The organism is Streptomyces bicolor (assembly GCF_000719285.1).
Classification (GTDB): domain Bacteria; phylum Actinomycetota; class Actinomycetes; order Streptomycetales; family Streptomycetaceae; genus Streptomyces; species Streptomyces bicolor.
In genome coordinates, this window is sequence record NZ_JOFS01000009.1 from 187,951 (window position 1) to 206,478 (window position 18,528).

General features: G+C 69.9%; 14 protein-coding genes. 12 read left to right on the forward strand and 2 right to left on the reverse strand.

Annotated features, from left to right (window positions below; all coding sequences use genetic code 11):
* Nucleotides 1–56: 56 nt before the first annotated feature.
* The 12 genes from rplU (at nt 57) to IF78_RS0114005 (ending at nt 14,824) form a co-directional block, all read left to right on the forward strand.
* Complete coding sequence (gene rplU, locus IF78_RS0113955) at nt 57–377, forward strand: 50S ribosomal protein L21 (RefSeq protein ID WP_004931419.1); 321 nt, start codon at nt 57–59, stop codon at nt 375–377.
* A gap of 14 nt (nt 378–391) precedes the next feature.
* A complete protein-coding gene (rpmA, locus tag IF78_RS0113960; RefSeq protein WP_030051735.1) occupies nt 392–646 on the forward strand; it encodes a 50S ribosomal protein L27 in 255 nt (84 codons plus the stop codon).
* A 135-nt stretch (nt 647–781) separates the two neighbouring features.
* Nucleotides 782–2,227, forward strand: a complete 1,446-nt coding sequence (gene obgE / locus IF78_RS0113965; RefSeq protein WP_031476867.1) for a GTPase ObgE — start codon at nt 782–784, stop codon at nt 2,225–2,227.
* Between the two features lie 295 nt (nt 2,228–2,522).
* Nucleotides 2,523–3,911, forward strand: a complete 1,389-nt coding sequence (locus IF78_RS0113970) for an FG-GAP-like repeat-containing protein (RefSeq protein WP_051827815.1) — start codon at nt 2,523–2,525, stop codon at nt 3,909–3,911.
* Nucleotides 3,912–3,969: 58 nt separating this feature from the next.
* On the forward strand, nt 3,970–4,449 hold the full coding sequence (locus IF78_RS46060) for an FG-GAP repeat domain-containing protein (RefSeq protein ID WP_037640414.1): 480 nt from the start codon (nt 3,970–3,972) through the stop codon (nt 4,447–4,449).
* A gap of 47 nt (nt 4,450–4,496) precedes the next feature.
* Complete coding sequence (locus IF78_RS44995; RefSeq protein ID WP_051827817.1) at nt 4,497–5,465, forward strand: FG-GAP repeat protein; 969 nt, start codon at nt 4,497–4,499, stop codon at nt 5,463–5,465.
* Between the two features lie 41 nt (nt 5,466–5,506).
* Entirely contained in the window at nt 5,507–6,985 is a 1,479-nt protein-coding gene (locus IF78_RS0113980; protein ID WP_031476869.1) for an FG-GAP-like repeat-containing protein, read from the forward strand.
* 189 nt (nt 6,986–7,174) lie between these two features.
* Nucleotides 7,175–8,734 (forward strand): alkaline phosphatase D family protein, encoded by a 1,560-nt coding sequence (locus IF78_RS0113985; RefSeq protein WP_031476870.1) that lies wholly within the window; start codon nt 7,175–7,177, stop codon nt 8,732–8,734.
* A gap of 15 nt (nt 8,735–8,749) precedes the next feature.
* The gene (locus tag IF78_RS0113990; RefSeq protein ID WP_051827819.1) at nt 8,750–9,484 is read left to right on the forward strand and encodes a hypothetical protein; all 735 of its coding nucleotides are present in this window, start codon (nt 8,750–8,752) and stop codon (nt 9,482–9,484) included.
* A gap of 149 nt (nt 9,485–9,633) precedes the next feature.
* On the forward strand, nt 9,634–11,133 hold the full coding sequence (locus IF78_RS0113995) for a bifunctional cytidylyltransferase/SDR family oxidoreductase (protein WP_031476872.1): 1,500 nt from the start codon (nt 9,634–9,636) through the stop codon (nt 11,131–11,133).
* Between the two features lie 148 nt (nt 11,134–11,281).
* Entirely contained in the window at nt 11,282–13,351 is a 2,070-nt protein-coding gene (locus tag IF78_RS0114000) for a hypothetical protein (RefSeq protein ID WP_037640418.1), read from the forward strand.
* Nucleotides 13,352–13,597: 246 nt separating this feature from the next.
* The gene (locus IF78_RS0114005; protein ID WP_031476874.1) at nt 13,598–14,824 is read left to right on the forward strand and encodes a glycosyltransferase family 2 protein; all 1,227 of its coding nucleotides are present in this window, start codon (nt 13,598–13,600) and stop codon (nt 14,822–14,824) included.
* On the opposite strand, the gene IF78_RS0114010 is transcribed toward IF78_RS0114005, so the two are convergent.
* Together IF78_RS0114010 and IF78_RS0114015 are read right to left on the reverse strand one after the other, a co-directional pair.
* A complete protein-coding gene (locus tag IF78_RS0114010) occupies nt 14,793–16,841 on the reverse strand; it encodes a hypothetical protein (RefSeq protein WP_031476875.1) in 2,049 nt (682 codons plus the stop codon). The two genes, IF78_RS0114005 and IF78_RS0114010, sit on opposite strands and share 32 nt — an antisense overlap.
* Nucleotides 16,842–16,989: 148 nt before the next feature.
* On the reverse strand, nt 16,990–18,411 hold the full coding sequence (locus tag IF78_RS0114015) for a polysaccharide pyruvyl transferase family protein (RefSeq protein WP_051827821.1): 1,422 nt from the start codon (nt 18,409–18,411) through the stop codon (nt 16,990–16,992).
* Nucleotides 18,412–18,528 lie beyond the last annotated feature (117 nt).

Here is an 18,528-nt window from a genome sequence, read left to right on the forward strand (position 1 = left end):
GTGCCGGACGGCTGGACTGCGGGGGTGCCGTTTCCGAGCGAGAGAGTGAGATCCGCGTGTACGCCATCGTGCGCAGCGGTGGTCGCCAGCACAAGGTTGCTGTCGGCGACATCGTTGAGGTTGACAAGATTTCCACTGCCAAGGTTGGCGACACGGTCGAGCTCTCGACCCTGCTCGTTGTCGACGGCGACGCTGTGACCAGTGACCCGTGGGTGCTGGCCGGCATCAAGGTCCAGGCCGAGGTCGTGGACCACCACAAGGGCCAGAAGATCGACATTCTGCGCTACAAGAACAAGACCGGCTACCGCCGTCGTCAGGGCCACCGCCAGCAGTACACGGCGATCAAGGTCACTGAGATCCCCGCGGCTGCGAAGTAAGGGACTGAGGAGAGATGGCACACAAGAAGGGCGCATCGTCCACCCGTAACGGTCGTGACTCGAACGCTCAGCGCCTCGGCGTGAAGCGCTTCGGCGGTCAGGTCGTCAACGCGGGCGAGATCCTGGTCCGTCAGCGCGGCACCCACTTCCACCCGGGCGCCGGTGTCGGCCGCGGCGGCGACGACACGCTGTTCGCGCTGCAGGCCGGTGCGGTGGAGTTCGGCACCAGCCGTGGCCGCAAGGTCGTGAACATCGTTCCGGTCGCCTGAGTCCCCTGACTCAAGGCTTCGACCGAACTTTTCGCGAGGCGGACCTCACTTCCCTTCCGGGAAGGCGGGTCCGCCTTTCGCGTGTTACGCAAGAGACACATCCGTACGTTTTCGCAGTGCTGGAGGCACCCCACCATGACCACCTTCGTGGACCGCGTCGAGCTGCACGTCGCCGCGGGTAACGGAGGCCACGGCTGTGCCTCCGTCCACCGTGAGAAGTTCAAGCCGCTCGGCGGGCCCGACGGCGGCAACGGCGGGCGCGGCGGGGACGTGCTGCTCACCGTCGACCAGTCGATCACGACGCTGCTCGACTACCACCACTCCCCGCACCGCAAGGCCACCAACGGCAAGCCCGGTGAGGGCGGCAACCGGTCCGGCAAGGACGGGCAGGACCTGGTCCTTCCCGTGCCGGACGGCACCGTCGTCCTCGACAAGGCCGGCAATGTGCTCGCCGACCTGGTCGGGCACGGCACGTCGTACGTCGCCGCGCAGGGCGGCCGGGGCGGGCTCGGCAACGCCGCGCTGGCGTCGGCGCGGCGCAAGGCGCCGGGGTTCGCGCTGCTCGGTGAGCCCGGGGACCTCCAGGACATCGTCCTCGAGCTGAAGACGGTCGCCGATGTGGCGCTGGTGGGGTATCCGAGCGCCGGCAAGTCCTCGCTGATCTCCGTGCTGAGCGCCGCCAAGCCGAAGATCGCGGACTACCCGTTCACGACCCTCGTGCCCAACCTCGGCGTGGTGACCGCCGGTTCGACCGTCTACACCATCGCCGACGTCCCGGGGCTCATCCCGGGCGCCAGCCAGGGCAAGGGCCTGGGGCTCGAGTTCCTGCGGCACGTCGAGCGGTGCAGTGTGCTCGTGCACGTCCTGGACACGGCGACGCTGGAGTCCGACCGGGACCCCGTCTCCGACCTGGACGTCATCGAGGCGGAGCTGCGGGAGTACGGCGGGCTGGACAACCGGCCCCGCATCGTGGTCCTGAACAAGATCGACGTACCCGATGGCAAGGACCTCGCCGAGATGGTGCGGCCGGATCTTGAGGCCCGTGGGTACCGGGTCTTCGAGGTGTCGGCGGTTGCGCACATCGGGCTCAAGGAGCTGTCGTTCGCGCTCGCCGAGTTGGTCGGCAAGGCACGTGCCGCCAAGCCGAAGGAAGAGGCGACGCGGATCGTGATCCGGCCGAAGGCCGTCGACGACGCGGGCTTCACCGTGACCCGCGAGGAGATCGGTGGCGAGCCGCTGTTCCGGGTGCGCGGTGAGAAGCCCGAGCGCTGGGTGCGGCAGACCGACTTCAACAACGACGAGGCCGTGGGGTATCTCGCGGACCGGCTCAACCGCCTCGGTGTGGAAGAGGAGTTGATGAAGGCGGGGGCCCGCGCCGGGGATGGCGTCGCCATCGGTCCCGAGGAGAACGCCGTCGTATTCGACTGGGAGCCGACGCTGATGTCCGGTGCGGAGATGCTCGGGCGGCGAGGCGAGGACCACCGCTTCGAGGCGCCTCGGCCCGCTGCGCAGCGTCGGCGTGACAAGCAGGCCGAGCGTGATGAAGCGGCGCAGGAGTTCGACGACTTCGAGCCGTTCTAGGTCCGAGCAGGCGCGTGGCGCTGTCGTGAACTGGGCCGGGGGCTGCTGCCCCCGGCCCTTCGCTTCGCCGTGACGGCCCCGGCTCGGTCCCGATCGCCGGACTGGCTGGATCGGTTAACGCCGGGAAAATTCCCGGCGTATCTTGGGGCAACCCCTTCGTCCCTCCGTGAGTCGTACTGGGCGGCGTGGATGAGGATCTTGAATTCTCAGGACCTCACCACCGTCAACTGCCCATCGAATTCCCGGAGTCGACGTGGTCGAGGCTGTTTCGTACAGAACGCGGCGTACCGTTGCCATGGCTGTCGCCCTGGCGGCCGCGAGCGTCGGTGTGCTGCCGGCCGGGGATGCCCGGGCGGCGACCGCCACCGTGCGGCAGGACTTCAACGGCGACGGGTACGGCGATCTCGCCGTCGCCGCTCCCAACGCCACCGTGAACGGCAAGACGCGGGCCGGCTACGTCGCCGTGCTGTACGGGTCCGCGAGCGGGCTGCGCGCCACGGCCAGGAAGGTGTACACGCAGGCCTCCGCCGGGATCGCGGGCACCGTCGAGGCCGGGGACCGCTTCGGCTCGGACCTCGTCGCCGCCGACCTGGACGGCGACGGGTACAGCGACCTGCAGGTGTCGGCCGACGGTGAGCAGTGGGAGCAGGGCGGCATCGCCCGCAAGGGCAGCCGGACCGTGCTGTGGGGCGGCCCCGGCGGCTTCGCCTCGGGGAAGGTGCGGCCCGCCGTCGGCGACGGCCCGTACCAGAGCGGCTTCGGAACCGTCACGGGCGACTTCAACGGGGACGGCCATGAGGACCTGCTCTACAGCGGCCGCATGGAGTACGGGCCGTTCGGGCGCGACGGTGTACCCGCCGGCACTACCGGGGTGCAGCTCTACGACGGCGACATCGAACTGGTCAAGGTCGTGGCCGGTGACGTGGACGGCGACGGCATCACCGACCTCGTCACCCTCGCTCGGTCGTATGACGCCGACGATGAGGGCAACCGGGGCGAGCACCTGAACTTCCTGCGCGGCAGCCGCGAGGGCCTGCGGCCGCTCGTCGTCCTCAAGGACGCGCAGGGCGAGAAGATCAGACCCGGTTGGTCCCTGACCATCGGCGACGTCAACGGCGACCGCCGCGGGGACATCGTCATGGGCTACGGACGGCTCCGGTTCATCTACGGCACGGCGAACGGCCCGGCCAATGCCGTCGGCGCACACACCATCACCCAGGACACCCCCGGCATGCCCGGTACCGACGAGGCCGGGGACGTGCTCGGGTACGACCTCGCGGTCGCCGACGTCAACGGCGACGGTTACGGTGACGTCCTTGCCGGCGACCCGCTGGAGGACCTGGGCACGCTGAGGGAGGCCGGCACCTTCGTCGTCGTGCCCGGCGGACCGGACGGTCCCACCGGGGCCGGCGGCAGGCTCTTCAGCCAGAACAGCGCGGACGTTCCCGGCACCGCCGAGAAGGGCGACGGCTTCGGCGAGCGGGTGCATCTCGTCGACGGCAACGGCGACGGGCGGGCCGAGCCCGTCGTCGCCGCGGTCGGAGAGGACTCGTACGCCGGTGGCGTGTGGGTGTTCCCGTCCGGCTCCACCGGGGTGACGGCCAAGAACTCCTTCGCCGTCGGCGCCCGCACCCTCGGGACGGTCGCGACCGGGGCCTGGCTCGGCCACCGGTTCCCGCGCTGACCCGCATCCCCTCACGTCCCCTCACGCCATTCACACGTCTCCCTGCGTCAGGAATCACATGACTTCGCGTTCCCACCGCCGTACTCCGCTCACCCGCCGCAGACGCCTCGCTCTCGCCACCGGCGTCGCGATCGTCGCCGGCGCGCTGGCGGTGCCCGCCGTCAACGCCGCCACGGAGGCCGCGGCCGGCACGCCGAGCGCCAAGCGGCTGCACGACGACTTCAACGGGGACGGGTATCCCGACGCGGTCATCGGTGCCCACGCCGCCGCGGTGGGGGGTACGCCGGGGCGCGGCGCGATCAGCGTGCTGTACGGCTCCTCCAGCGGGTTGTCGACGTCGCGCAAGCAGGTGCTGACCTGGCCGGACCGTACGAACGAGGCCTATTACGGGGCGGAGCTGGCGAGCGCGGACCTGGACGGGGACGGATACGCGGACCTGGTGACGACCGCCGAGTCGGAGAAGCCGTACATGGATTACGGTGTCGCCCTCCTCGTCAACTGGGGTGGTCCGAAGGGGCTGTCGGCCACGCCGAGCTGACATGGAGCATCGGCTACGAGTGGTCCGGCCGGTTCACCGTCGCGGACGTGGACGGCGACAAGCGATCCGACATCGTGATGGTGAGCAACGACGTACCGGAGAACGAGGCACCCGGCGAGGTGTGGCACGGCCCGTTCACCCGCGCCGGACAGCCCGCGAAGAAGGACTTCTTCGCCATCGGCGCCGATGAGCACTCGAATCATCACTCGGTGGCGGCCGGTGACGTGAACGGCGACGGCGTCGCCGACCTCGCCGTGCGCACCTCCTCCCAGGACGAACCGGACTCGCGTGCCGTCTCCCTGCTCACGGGCGGCCCCGGCGGCTTCACCTACCAGGGCAACCTCAAGGACGCCCAGGGCCGGATCATCGGCGGCGAGGACGTCGCGATCGGCGACCTGAACAAGGACGGGTACGGCGAGATCGTCGTCGGCCACTCCAACGACAGCTACGACAGCGACGTCGAGCTGCCCACCAAGGGCGGTGCGCTGGCCGTCGTGTACGGCGGCCCGGGCGGCGTCTCCACCACCCGTAAGCCGGTGTGGATCAACCAGGACACGGCTGGTGTGCCGGGCTCGGGCGAGCGCGGCGACGGCATGGGGACGGGCCTGTCCATCGGCGACACCAACGGCGACGGCTACCTCGACGTGGCGACCGGCCTGCCCGGCGAGGATCTGGGCAGCGTCGCCGACGCGGGCGGCGTCCTCGTGCTGCGCGGCAGCGCGGGCGGCCTGACCACCACCGGCATCAAGGCGTTCACCCAGAACACCAGCGGTGTGCCCGGCACGGCCGAGAACGGCGACAGGTTCGGTGCCGAGACCGCCCTCGTCGACGCCGACTCCGACAAGCGGGACGGCCTCGTGGTGGGCGACCCGGCCGAGAACTTCGGACATGGGGCCGCGTGGGTCTTCCCGGCCACCTCCAGCGGTGTCACCGCCGGCGGTTCCTTCTCCTTCGGGCCTTCCACGATGGGCCTGACCTCGCTCGGGGCCTCCTTCGGAGCCTCGCTGGCCGACTGACGGCGACCCCCTCCTCGTAACCAGCAGAACAGGACAGTGACATGAACAGACATCGCAAGGCCTGGCGCGTGGGTCTCGCCGTCGTCCTGGCCGTCACGGGGGCCACCCTTCCCGCGGCACACGCCGTGGCCGACACCAAGCCGGCCACCGCGGAGCTGAAGGACGACTTCAACGGCGACGGCTACGCCGACCTCGCCGTGGCGGCGCCCGACGCGACCGTCGACGGCAGGACACGGGCCGGGTACGTCGCCGTCGTGTACGGGTCGGCGAGCGGGCTCAAGACCTCTGCCAAGCAGGTCATCAGCCAGAACACGGCCGGTGTCACCGACTCGGCCGAGAGCGAAGACCTGTTCGGCAGCGCGGTGAGCAGCGCCGACCTCGACCGGGACGGGTACGCGGACCTGATCGTCGGCGTCACCGGCGAGGACTCGGTGGAAGGGGGCGCCTTGACCGGGCTCGTGCAGGTCGTCTGGGGCGGGGCGAACGGGCTGTCGGGCGGGGCGCCGCTGGCGTACGGGCGCGAGACGTACGACGGGCTCAGCGCTCGGGGAGAGCTCACCGTCGGGGATGTGGACGGGGACGGGGCCACCGACCTGGTCGTCGTGCAGGGCCTCGTCAGGCTGCGGGTCGTCAAGGGGCCCTTCGGGCGGGACGGTTCGTCGAGCGGCGGGGAGCAGATCGTCTTCGACGACTCCGACCCCCGCTTCCTGGACCTGGCCACCGGTGACGTGAACGGCGACGGCATCGACGATGTCGTGGGCACCATGCACGACGGTGACGAGGGCGACGCTCGCCGCATCACGTACTGGCGGGGCACGCCGGACGGGCTCGCCGACAAGGTCGTGATCGAGGACAGCCGGGGCTGGCGGGTGCAGGGCGGCGAGTCGCTGGATCTGGGCGATGTGAACGGCGACGGCTACGACGACATCGTGGTCGGCCGCTACGACGGCGCCGACAGCGACCTGTCGACCCCGATCCCCGAGGGCGGCCGGGTCGCGTTCGTGCCGGGTTCCGCGGACGGGCCCGTCGGCACCAAGGCGATGTACGTCAACCAGGACAGCGCCGGGGTCCCGGGCGCCGCCGAGCTGTACGACCGCTTCGGCGCCGACGTGTCCGTCGCGGACGTCGACGGCGACGGCTACGACGACGTCGCCGCCGGGGTGCCGTTCGAGGACTTCGACGGGCTGAGCAACGCCGGCGGTGTCGTCGTCCTGCGCGGCGGTGCGAACGGTCTGACCGGCGCCGGTGCCAAGGGGGTCAACCAGAACACCGCCGGGGTGCCGGGCGCGGCCGAGAGCAACGACGTCTTCGGCACCGCCACGCATCTCGTCGACGGCAACGGCGACGGCCGCGCCGAACTCGTCGTCGGCGCACCGGGGGAGAACGCGAACGCCGGGTCGGTGTGGGTGTTCCCCGCCACGTCGGCCGGGATCACGCCGACCGGCTCGTTCACCTTCGGGGCGGGGACGCTCGGCACGGTCGCGGCCAACGCGAAGCTGGGCTCCGGGTTCAACTACTGATCCCCACGGGTTCAACCACTGATCGAACACCGGACCCGTTGTGGCAAGGGCACCCTGCCGTGCCGCAACGGGTCTTCTGTTGTCTCCCTGTTTGTCATGCACGCGAAGCGCGCAGTTCAGCAGCCGGACCGCCCACGGGCGTGAGCATCCGAAGTGTCCAAGAGGCCAGCGAGGCAAGGGAGTTCGCCGATGACCCCGGAGACCGGGTCCGTGTCCCCCGACCGACGCCGTTTCCTGACCGCCGGCGCCGCCGTGCTCGGCGCCGCGGCCTCCGCCCAGCTGTGGCTGCCGACGGCCGCCCGGGCAGCCGAAACCCCGCTGCCCGACGGCGTGTTCAGCCTCGGCGTGGCCTCCGGCGACCCGCTGCCCGACGGCATCGTGCTGTGGACCCGGCTCGCCCCCGACCCGCTGAACGGCGGCGGGATGCCCGAAAGCGTGGTGACCGTGGAGTGGGAGCTCGCCGAGGACGAGCGGTTCAGGAAGCCGGTGCGCCGGGGCGTCGCCCAGGCCCGGCCCGAGCTGGGGCACAGCGTCCACGTGGACGTACGGAAGCTGCGCCCGGGCCGTACCTACTGGTACCGCTTCCGCGCCGGCGGGCAGCTCTCGCCCATCGGCCGCACCCGCACCGCGCCCCACCCGAACAGCTCCGGCGGCCGGGTCCGCATGGCGCTGGCCTCCTGCCAGAACTGGCAGCACGGCTACTTCACGCCGTACGCCGACATGCTGGTCCAGGACCCCGACTTCGTGCTGTTCGTCGGCGACTACATCTACGAGTCCCGGCCGTCGGCGACCGCACTGCGCAAGCATGAGGGCACCGACGAGCCGTACAGCCTGGTGCAGTACCGCAACCGGTACGCCCAGTACCGCACCGACCCGGACCTCGCCGCGATGCACGCGAACGCGCCCTGGGTGGTCACCTTCGACGACCACGAGGTCGACAACGACTTCGCCGGCGAGATCCCGCAGGACCCCGACAAGCAGCCGCACGACGCGTTCGTGGCCCGGCTGACCGCGGGCTACCAGGCGTTCTACGAGCACATGCCGGTCCGCGCGAGCGCCATCCCGAACGGCCCGCACATCCAGATGTACCGCCGCCTGGAGTTCGGCCGCCTGGCCCGGCTCAGCGTGCTGGACACCCGGCAGTACCGCAGCGACCAGGCCACCAGCCAGGAAGGCGCCCAGGACCCCTCGCTCACCATGCTCGGCGCCGAGCAGAAGCGGTGGCTCATCGACGGGCTGCGCCACTCGCCGGCCCGCTGGAACATGATCGGCTCGCAGATCATGATGGCCGAGACCGACCTCAAGGTCGGTGAGGGCAAGCTCTGGTACTACGACGCCTGGGACGGCTACCAGGTCGAACGCAACGCCCTGATGCAGGAGTTGAAGCAGGTCCGCAATCCGGTCGTGTTCACCGGCGACCGCCATCTGACGATGATCAGCGACCTCAAGGAGGACTACGCCGACCCGGACTCCGCCGTCGTCGGCGCCGAGTTCGTCGGTACGTCCATCTCCAGCAACGGCGACCAGGACCAGGCCGCCTTCCACAAGGAGTGGGACCCGCGCCTGCCGGACAACCCGCACTGGAAGCTGCTCGACGCCCACCGCGGCTACCACCTCTTCGACATCCGCCGTGACGGCATCGACGCGCAGGTGCGGATCGTGGACACGGTCCGGCAGCAGACCGCTACGCCGAGCACTCTGGCGCGGCTGCGGGTCGAGGCGGGCCGGCCGGGCGTCGAGGTCGTGTAACTCCCGTCACCGCTGGTGGGGGACCTGGGACTCATCCGTGTCCCAGGTCACTCTCCTGAGTTCTTCGCCGACGCCCCCGACGACGGGACGATCGAGCGGATCGACTGGCTGGAGCACATGCTCCGCAGGCCGCCGTACGACAAGCCCACCCCCAGCTTCTGGCGCCGGCACCGGCACGACCGGCTCGTCGAGCGCTGGGCCCGGGCGGTCGGCCGGGAGCGGGTCACCGTCGTCGTGGTCGACGACCGGGACCGGGAGGGGCTGATGCGCACCTTCGAGGTGCTGCTCGGGGTGCCCGCGGGGTTACTGCGGCCGGGTCCGGACGCGGCGAATCGCTCGCTCACCCTCGCCGAGACCGAAATGCTGCGGAACCTTAATAAGGAATTCCGCGCCAATCTGCCCGCGGAGCTCTATTCACAGCTCGCCCGGAACGGCGCCGTGACGCATATGAAGAACACGTGCACTCCCGGTCCCGGCGACGTGAAGATCGGCACCCCGCGATGGGCCGTCGAGGCCGCCGCCGAGGCCGGCGCGGAGATCGCGGAGCGTATTGGCCGGACGGGAATCGGAGTCATCGGAGACATGCGGCTTTTGTCGGAAATGCAAAAGCCGTGCGGCACACCGCGGCCGCCAAGTCACGCACGGTTCACCCGACGTCGTCCAAGGAACTGGTGCGAGTACTCGGCCATCGCTGCCTCAAGCGGCTGCGGCTTCGGTGAGCCTGTGCCGTTACTCACAGCAATTCCGTGAACGTCCGCGCACACTCTCGGCAAGGACCATGCGTACAAGGTGAATGACAGGTTGCGCGCACATATGCAGCCGGGGACGCTCACCTTGCACTGCGGTAACCCCAAGTGGGACCATTTCCAAGTTCCCAGTCGCCACAAGGTAGGTCACCTGTGTCCCAGCACATAGCCAAGCCCCGTACCACCGCAGTGATCCTGGCCGGTGGTACCGGTCAGCGCGTGGGTCTGTCGATCCCCAAGCAGCTGCTGAAGATCGCCGGCAAGGCAGTCATCGAGCACACGCTGACCACCTTCGAGAAGGCCGACTCGATCGACGACGTCATCGTGCTGATGGCGCCCGGTTATGTGCCGGACATCGAGAAGATCGTCGCCAAGGCCGGGTTCACGAAGGTCAAGAAGATCATCGAGGGTGGCAATACCCGTAACGAGACGACCGAGCGCGCCATCGAGGCCCTCGGTGAGGGCCTGGCCGAGGGCGAGGACCTCAACGTCCTGTTCCACGATGCCGTGCGTCCCCTGCTGTCGCAGCGCGTGATCGACGACTGTGTCGTGGCGCTGGAGCGCTACCAGGCCGTCGACGTCGCCATCCCGTCCGCGGACACCATCATCGTGACCCGCACGCACGGCGAGGACGGCGAGTTCATCACCGAGATCCCGGACCGCTCCCGGCTGCGCCGCGGCCAGACCCCGCAGGCCTTCAAGCTGTCCACGATCAAGCGGGCCTACGACGTCGCCGCCGGTGACCCCAACTTCCAGGCCACGGACGACTGCTCCGTCGTGCTCAAGTACCTGCCGGACGTGCCGATCCACGTCGTCGCGGGTGACGAGTACAACATGAAGGTCACCCAGCCCGTCGACGTCTTCATCGCCGACAAGCTCTTCCAGCTGGCCTCCACCGCCGCTCCCGAGCAGGTGAGCGAGGAGGCCTACCGCGAGCTGCTGACCGGCAAGACCGTCGTCGTCTTCGGCGGTTCCTACGGCATCGGCAAGGACATCGCCGAACTCGCCGAGTCCTACGGCGCCAAGGTGTACGCGCTGGGCCGCTCCACCACCGGCACCCACGTGGAGAACCCGGAGGAGGTCGACGACGCGCTGTCCAAGGCCTACGCCGAGACCGGGCGCATCGACTACGTCGTCAACACCGCCGGCGTCCTGCGCATCGGCAAGCTCGCCGAGACCGACAACGCCACCATCGAGGAGGCGCTGAAGGTCAACTACCTGGCCCCGGTGCAGATCGCGCGCTCCTCGTACAAGTACCTGGCGGAGACCAACGGCCAGCTGCTGCTGTACACCTCCAGCAGCTACACCCGCGGTCGCGCCGAGTACAGCCTGTACTCCTCGACCAAGGCCGCCATGGTGAACCTCACCCAGGCCCTGTCCGACGAGTGGGTCGGCGACGGCATCCGCGTCAACTGCATCAACCCGGAGCGCACCGCCACCCCGATGCGCACCAAGGCCTTCGGCCAGGAGCCCGCGGGCAGCCTGCTCTCCTCCGAGGCCGTCGCCCGCACCTCCCTCGACGTGCTGCTCTCCGAGCTGACCGGCCATGTGATCGACGTCCGCCAGCAGGACCCGACGGCGGCCGCCGGCAAGGCGTCCGGCTTCGAGCAGGCGCTCGCCAGTGTCCTGGACCGCCAGGACGGCATGGCATAATCAGAAGTCAATAGCCTTATGGAATTCAGGCCTCTGCGATTCTTCGTTCACGAAGAATTCACAGGGGCCTGAGTCCTTCACCCCTTCAGACCGGCCCCTCTCCCTGAGCAGGTTCTCCGTGATATCCACCGCTATTCGCGTCGCCCGGGTGGGCAGCCCGGCCGAGCTGGCCGCGGCGGCCCTCATGATCCTGGGCTTCCCGGCGCTCATGCTGGCCGCGCTCGTCCCGAGCGTTCCCGCCTTCGCGGCCGCGGCCGCCGTGACGTACCTGGCGGACCACTATCTGCACCGCAAGGGCAGCTATCTGGTCAACCGCCTGAGCAAGGTCCGGGCCGGTCTGTCGATCCGCTTCCTGATCCGCCAGCTGCTGCTGGTCCTCCTGCTGGCCCGGCTCGGCCTCGCGGACGACCTGATCTACTACGGCGCCATCGCGTGCTTCATAGCCTTCTACGGCCTCCAGGCCCCGCACGGCGCGCTGGTCACCCTGATCCGCAACCGCCGCCGTATGCCGGTCGCCACCCGCAACGTCGACCTCGCCTCCCGCATCCGCATCCCGGACGCCCCGCCGCGCCGGCTGCTGCACCGCTCCGCCGAGAAGATGCTGCACCTCGACCTCGCGGCCGTCGCCGGCATCCTGGCCTCGGCCGCCCTGGAGTCGGCCGTCGCCGGCTTCATCGGCATCGGCGTCACGGTGGGCCTGGGCTGCCTGTACGTCCTCGCGCTCGTGCCGTACGTCCGCGGCCGCAAGGTCCCGCCGAACGCCGAGACCGTCCTGGCCGCCGTCGACGACTGGCTGGCCGAGTACCGCCCCGAGACGGTGCTGTACTTCTCCGGCTCCAAGGACTCCGCCTACCAGGTCAACATGTGGCTGGAGACCATGGAGCAGCTGGACTCCAAGCCGCTGATCATCCTGCGCGAGCGCGTCATCCTGAACAACCTGGCGCCCACCACGGTCCCCGTGATCTGCGTGCCCGGTGGCGTGCACCTGATGAACCTGGACCTGTCCAACGTGCGCGTCGCGCTGTACGCCGCGAACGTCGGCAAGAACATCCACCTGCTGCGCGTCCCCACCATGAAGCACGTCTTCATCGGCCACGGCGACAGCGACAAGCTGGCCAGCGTCAACCCGTACAGCAAGGTCTACGACGAGGTGTGGACCGCCGGCCGCGCGGGCCGCGACCGCTACGCCATCGCCGACGTCGGTGTCCGCGACGACGACATCGTCGAGGTCGGCCGCCCGCAGCTGGCGCCGATCCAGGGCTGGAACGGCGTCCCCGAGGGCCCCCGCGGCGGAGCCGCTGATGGACGCTGTCCGACCGTGCTCTACGCGCCCACCTGGGAGGGCTGGGACGGCAACCCCGGCAACACCTCGATCGTGCTGGCCGGCGAGAACATCGTGAAGAAGCTGGTCAAGGCCGACCCGCCGGTCCGCGTCCTGTACAAGCCGCACCCCTTCACCGGCACCGTCAGCAAGGAGGCCGGCGCCGCGCACCGCCGGATCACCGCCCTGGTCGAGCAGGCCGCCACCGAGCGGGCCGCCGACTCGCGCTTCCCGGCCGACAGCGCCGCGCAGGCCGCCGCCAAGGCCGAGCTGGCCCGTATCGAGGCCCGCCTCGCCGAGCTGTCCGGCAAGGGCAACGGGAACGCCAAGGGCGACGAGGCCGAGGCCACCCGTGACGGGCTGGTGGACATGCGCAAGCACGAGGAGATCGCCCGGCTGCGCGGTGAGTGGAACGACGCGTACTGGCGGTCCTTCCCGGTCTGGGAGCACCGCGTCATCACGGGCGCCGAGCCGCGCCTGTACGACTGCTTCAACGTCTCCGACGCGATGGTCTCCGACATCTCCAGCGTGGTCTCCGACTTCATCGCCAGCGGCAAGCCGTACGCCGTCACGGACTCCGCCGAGGTGGGCGTCGAGGAGTTCAAGCGGGCGAACACCGCGGTGCGCGCCGCGACGATCCTGTCCAACAGCGCGGCCGAGCTGGGCGAGCTGCTGGACGCCGTACGCGACCCGGCGGCGGACCCGCTCGCCGAGGACCGCAAGGATCTCAAGCGGTACCTGCTGGGCCCGGACGAGCCGACCTCCATCGTCCAGTTCAACACCGCGGTGGCGAACCTCGCGATCAAGGCCGAGACGCGCAACGTCGCCCAGGAGTCACGGCTGGCGGCCGTCCCCGAGCAGCGGATGGCGACGGCCGAGGACGATGTGACGGCCTGACCCGCGAACCGACGGCGCGGCCCCCGAGGAGCGAATCCTCGGGGGCCGTTTCCTGTGAACGGCCGCTTCTTGCCCGCTTCTTGCGGGCCTCTTACGTTGCCCGGACAGCGTGACTCCATGTCAGTTGCCTCGTGTGATCTGACTCACCAAACCACGGTTGTGAGGCAACCGCTTCCATCGCCCAGTCGTCTACCAGGTAGCGAATGAGGCGATACGGGGGAAATATCCCGTTGACAAGGGGGAAACGTGACCGTCACGCAGCCTGATGTGACTGTGATCATCGGGGCGTACGAAGCGATGCCGTATCTGGTCGAGTGCCTGGCATCCGTCGAGGCACAGACCATCGACCCGGAGCGCATCGAGGTCATCGCCGTCGACGACGGCTCCACGGACGGCACGGGGGAGTGCCTGGAGGAGTTCGCCGCCCGTGTGCCCATGCCGGTGACCGTGGTCCGGCAGGAGAACTCCGGGGGCCCCAGCGGTCCGCGCAACGTCGGTCTGGGCAAGGCGGCCGGGCGTTACGTCTTCTTCCTGGACGCCGACGACCGGCTGGGTCCCGAGGCCCTGGAGCGCATGGTCGCGATGGCCGACAAGAACGGCACCGACGTGGTACTCGGCCGCGTCGAGGGCGTCAACCGCACCGCGCCCAAGTCGATGTGGGGCAAGACGCTGGACCGGACCGACGTCTTCTCCTCCAACATCAAGTTCACGCTGAGCGCGCAGAAGCTCTTCCGCCGCGAGCTGCTCACCCGGCACAACATGCGCTTCGACGAGTCCCTGTGGACCGGCGAGGACGCGCTGTTCACGATGGAGGCCTATCTGCGGGCGAACGGCGTCTCCGTGATCGCCGACCACACCTGCTACTACCTGGTCGGCCGCGACGACGGCAAGCACGTGACGAAGACCGGCGGATACACCCTGCGCTTCGACTCGGCGCGCGCCCTGATGAACCTGATAGCCGAGCACGTCCCCGCGGGTGACCGCCGCGACCTGCTCATGGTCCGCCCCTTCCTCATCACCCTGCTGCCGCAGTTCGGGCCCAAGTACGCCAAGGACAGCGAGAAAGTCCGGCAGCACAAGCTCGAACTGGCCAAGCCCCTCATGGACGCCTACTGGACCCCGGACATCGCCCGCCGCCTCAAGGTCGACGAGCGGCTGCGCCTGCACCTGGTCGCCGAACAGCGTCCCGAACTCCTCCTGCCCGTGGTGGAGTTCATCAAGGCCAAGAAGCAGGCGGCGGCCCTCCTGGAGAAGAAGGGCCGCCGTCTCTACCTCGCCTACCCGCACTTCAGGGACGCCGCCGCGGGGATACCCGACTCCGTGTACCTCGCCGAACCGCGCGAGGCCCGCGCCTTCCCCGGATACCGGGAGGGCGGCGTGGACTCGTTCCTGCGGCGGGCGGTGCGCAAGGCGCGCCGGGTGCTGAAGGCTTCGCGCGGGGCTACGCCGGGCGGGCGGGCTGCTGCGGCGTGACGCAGCCGCGCTGGTCCGGGATCTCCGCGAGGACTTCGGCGGCCAGCCGCTCCTCCATCCGCGCCCGGTGCTCCCGCGCCGCCGTGCACAGCGCCTGTACGGCCTCGTTGAAGCGCACCTGCGACGCCGGCTCGTCCGGTCCCAGCAGGTGCCGCTTCAACTCCGCGCGGGCCTGAACCAGTTCGTCCTTCTCGGGGTGCCGCACCGCGTCCAGCAACTCCGGCACCCCGGCCGCGTCCGGCGTCAGCACGGTCGCCGCGCGCACGGTCGGGAAGGCCTTGCGGAACACGTCCTCCGCGAGGCCGCTGGTGTTCGCCACGCCGTACGGCTTGCCGCTCGCCAGGAAGTCGCTGATCACGCTCGACACATCGCTGATCAGCAGGTCGGCCTCGTTGAAGCAGGCGTACAGCGTGGGCCGCACGTCCGTGAAGACCTGGTGCTCCCCCTCCGGAAGTGAGGCCCAGTACGCCTCCTCCCAGGCCGCCGTGGCCCGCGCCACCGCCTCCGCCCGCCCCGGCTCCGGCGCCGACTGGTACATCATCCGCTCGAGCAGGTCGGCGCTCGCCCGGACGGTCGTCGTGGTGAGCCGGTCCAACTCCTTCGTCCGACGGGCGAGTTCACCGCTGTCGCCGGGCCGCTCGTCCGTCCGCTCCCGGTTCGCCGCCCTGATCAGCTCCCGGATGCGCAGATCGGCCGCCCCGGCCCGCGGATCCACCGACCCGGTCAGCGGATGCGGCTTGTACAGCAGCCGTACGCCCGGGTCCGCGAGCAGCGCCCGTACGAGGTTCTCGCCGGCCTCGATCACCGAGGTGTTGCCGGGGTTGCCGTCCCAGCCCTCCCAGGTCGGCGCGTACAGAACGGTCGTGTACGTACCGGTCGGCGCGCCTGCGTACGGCCGTACGGTGTCCAGCTGAGGGCGGCCGATCTCCACCACGTCCTTGTCCTCGACGCCGACCTCGGCCGCCGCATACCGCTCCCGGGCCGCGGGACCGGCCACCCACACCTCGTCGTAGGCCTTCGCGTACGGGTTGCAGGACGACAGCTTGTCGCTCTCCCCGTGGTTGACGAAGGTGTGCTTGAGCGTGGGGATGCGCAGGACCTGGGAGGTCTTGCCGGAGTTGGAGGGGTGGATGAGGACCTGGAGCGTGGACTGCTCCAGGCGCATCAAGGTGGAGACCTTCGGCAGGCACAGGATCGGCACGTCCGTCGGCCCGATCTTCTGCACCATGAACCGTTCGCGCAGCACGATCAGCGGACGCCCGTCCAGCTGGGCGAGCGGCTCCAGCCACATGTTCGCCTGGTAGGCGGAGGACGCGCCGCCGGAGAAGTACAGCCCGACCGTCGGCCGGTACTCGGCCAGCCAGGCGTCCAGCCAGGCCAGCGTCTCCCGCTCGCTCGCCGGGCGACGGCTCGGCAGCAGCCGTACGAGAAGGTCGTACAGGCCCACCAGGGCGAGCCCGAGGGACAGCGCGATGCCGAGGGCCGCGCAGCGGGGGTCGTCGGTGGCAGCCGTGGCCAGCAGGCCCACGGTGGCCGGGAGGCCGAAGGCCGGCAGGCGGTCACCGGGGCGGCGCAGCAGGAGCCGCGGGGCGGGGGTCAGGCGCAGGGCGGAGGCGTCGATGTTGCGGGTGACCACGGGCAGGGTACGGGTGCGGCGGACCAGGACGGAGACCGCCTGGATCGCGCAGTTCAGGGCGTAGAAGGCGAGCAGGCCCGCGACCAGCGGCGTGTACACCGTCTCCCGGTGCTGCTCGCCGAGCCGCAGCAGGGCCACGACCAGCAGCAGGTCCCGCAGCACATGCCGCACGGTGATGTCCGCGTGCGACTTGGCGAACAGCGACAGCATGCCGCGGTGCCAGCGGTACAGCACGCCCTCGACGGCCAGCGAGGCGATGGTCGCCGCGATCAGCAGCGGGACGTGCGGGCGCAGCGCCGCCACGGCCTGGGCGCCGAAGGCGGCGGCCAGCAGAGCCGTGACAAGCGCTCGCACCGGGAGGCGGGACAGGGGTGTGGGCAACTGCGGTCACTCCAAGGTCGGCGGGGACGTCGTGCGTCCGGGTTAACGCACGCCGACCTCCGGACGACACGCGAGTGTCCGTAGGGTTTGGAGTGACCTGAAGCGCGGGAGTTCCAGGCCTATGCCGGGATGATCCAGACGGCAGGGCCTAGCGTCCCGACTGCAGCGCCCGGCGGATCGGGCCGCCCACCACGCGGCGGGCCCGTCGGTAGACGGACGCCGCCGGAAGGGCCGTGCCCGCCTTGCCGGTGCGGGCCAGCTCCCGTCTCAACCGGTCGTTGTCCGTGGCGAGTTCGGAGATACGGCTCTGCAGCCAGCCGAACCGGGTGGTGAGCGAGGCGAGGTCGGCGTCGTTCCAGGGGCGGATGCCCGCCGGGAAGGACAGTGACCGCATGCGCTGCTCGAAGGCGGCGCCGCCGTCGCCGTGTGTGAACGTGTTGCTGAGGCCGTTGCCCTCCAGGAACGCCGTGAACCGCTCGAACCGCTCCTGGTGGCCGCTCATCAGGGCGCCGAAGTCGGCCTCCTCGTACAGCGACGCCGGGTCCAGGTCCTCGGGCAGCCTGTCGATCCGGCGGTGCGGGATGTCGAAGTAGCGGCACAGCTCCAGCGTGCGCGAGTCGCCGCACAGCACCGTCGCCGGTGTGCCCGCGAGCAGGGCGGCTATGTTGCCGTGGATGCGGGAGCCGAAGGAGAAGTCGAACGCGCGCAGGTCGTCGATCCAGGTGACCGGATCGATGTAGACGCGGACCTTGTCCTCCCGGTACATCGGGTGCTCGGGGTGTGTCGGCATCGCCGTCACCAGACCGTTCGGGTCGGACAGGTCCCGCCAGTGCAACTGCCGTGCGTCGCTGAGGTTCTGGCCGATGAAGCGCAGGTACGGGTAGCGGGCGTGGGCGCGGGTGATGACCCGGTCCAGGCCCTGCGACCGCACCGCGCTGTGCGAGCCGTTGACCGCGATCCGGGAGCCGGCGCCGAGGGCGGGTTCCCGCTTGGTGACGGTGAGTTCCTTGCCGTACATGAAGAGCGAGGGGCAGCCGATGACCTCGACGTCCCGGAAGCCCAGATCCTTGAGGTACTTCTCGGTGAACTCGCCGCGGACACCGATGGAGGCGCTGCGGTCGAGCACGGCGGAGACGAACTCGCGCACGGCGGGCTCGATGGGCTTCAGCCGCGCCGGGTTGTAGCCGAGCCCGGCCTGTGCGCCGACCCCCACCACGACCACCGGGATCCTCAGCTTGCCGATCAGCCGCGTCAGCCGCTTCAACTGCGCCTCGAAAGACGGCCGGAACGCATTGGCGAGCGGGACGACGAACGCGTCGAACTCCTCGTTGATCCGGCCCGCCGCCGACACATCGGTACGGATGCCGTTCGAGACGACCTCGGTGTGCGGTGTCTCGAGGATCTTGTGGGTGGCGTCGCTGAAGATCAGGTTGCCGGCGTTGGTGGCGATGACGTCCCGGTGGAGGGCCTCCTCCACGGGAACGACGTCGTAGGGGCTCTTACCCGAGCGGAGCAGGATGCGCTTGCCGCGCTGACCATGGTGGGCATTGTGTGACACGGCATTCAACATAAGTTTGCCCTGTCGTTGTTTTCTATAGGCAACCAACGCAACCTTTTTGCCGTATGCGACCTGTGAGCAAACAGTTACCGCTCGCCTGTCCGGAGGCTGGAATCGCCGCGCGCCACA

Coding starts and splice junctions, on each gene's coding strand:
- IF78_RS0114015 (WP_051827821.1), bottom strand. CDS start 18,411: ATGTTGAATGCCGTGTCACACAATGCCCACCATGGTCAGCGCGGCAAG.
- IF78_RS0113980 (WP_031476869.1), top strand. CDS start 5,507: ATGAACAGACATCGCAAGGCCTGGCGCGTGGGTCTCGCCGTCGTCCTG.
- IF78_RS0113985 (WP_031476870.1), top strand. CDS start 7,175: ATGACCCCGGAGACCGGGTCCGTGTCCCCCGACCGACGCCGTTTCCTG.
- rpmA (WP_030051735.1), top strand. CDS start 392: ATGGCACACAAGAAGGGCGCATCGTCCACCCGTAACGGTCGTGACTCG.
- IF78_RS0113970 (WP_051827815.1), top strand. CDS start 2,523: ATGGCTGTCGCCCTGGCGGCCGCGAGCGTCGGTGTGCTGCCGGCCGGG.
- obgE (WP_031476867.1), top strand. CDS start 782: ATGACCACCTTCGTGGACCGCGTCGAGCTGCACGTCGCCGCGGGTAAC.
- IF78_RS46060 (WP_037640414.1), top strand. CDS start 3,970: ATGACTTCGCGTTCCCACCGCCGTACTCCGCTCACCCGCCGCAGACGC.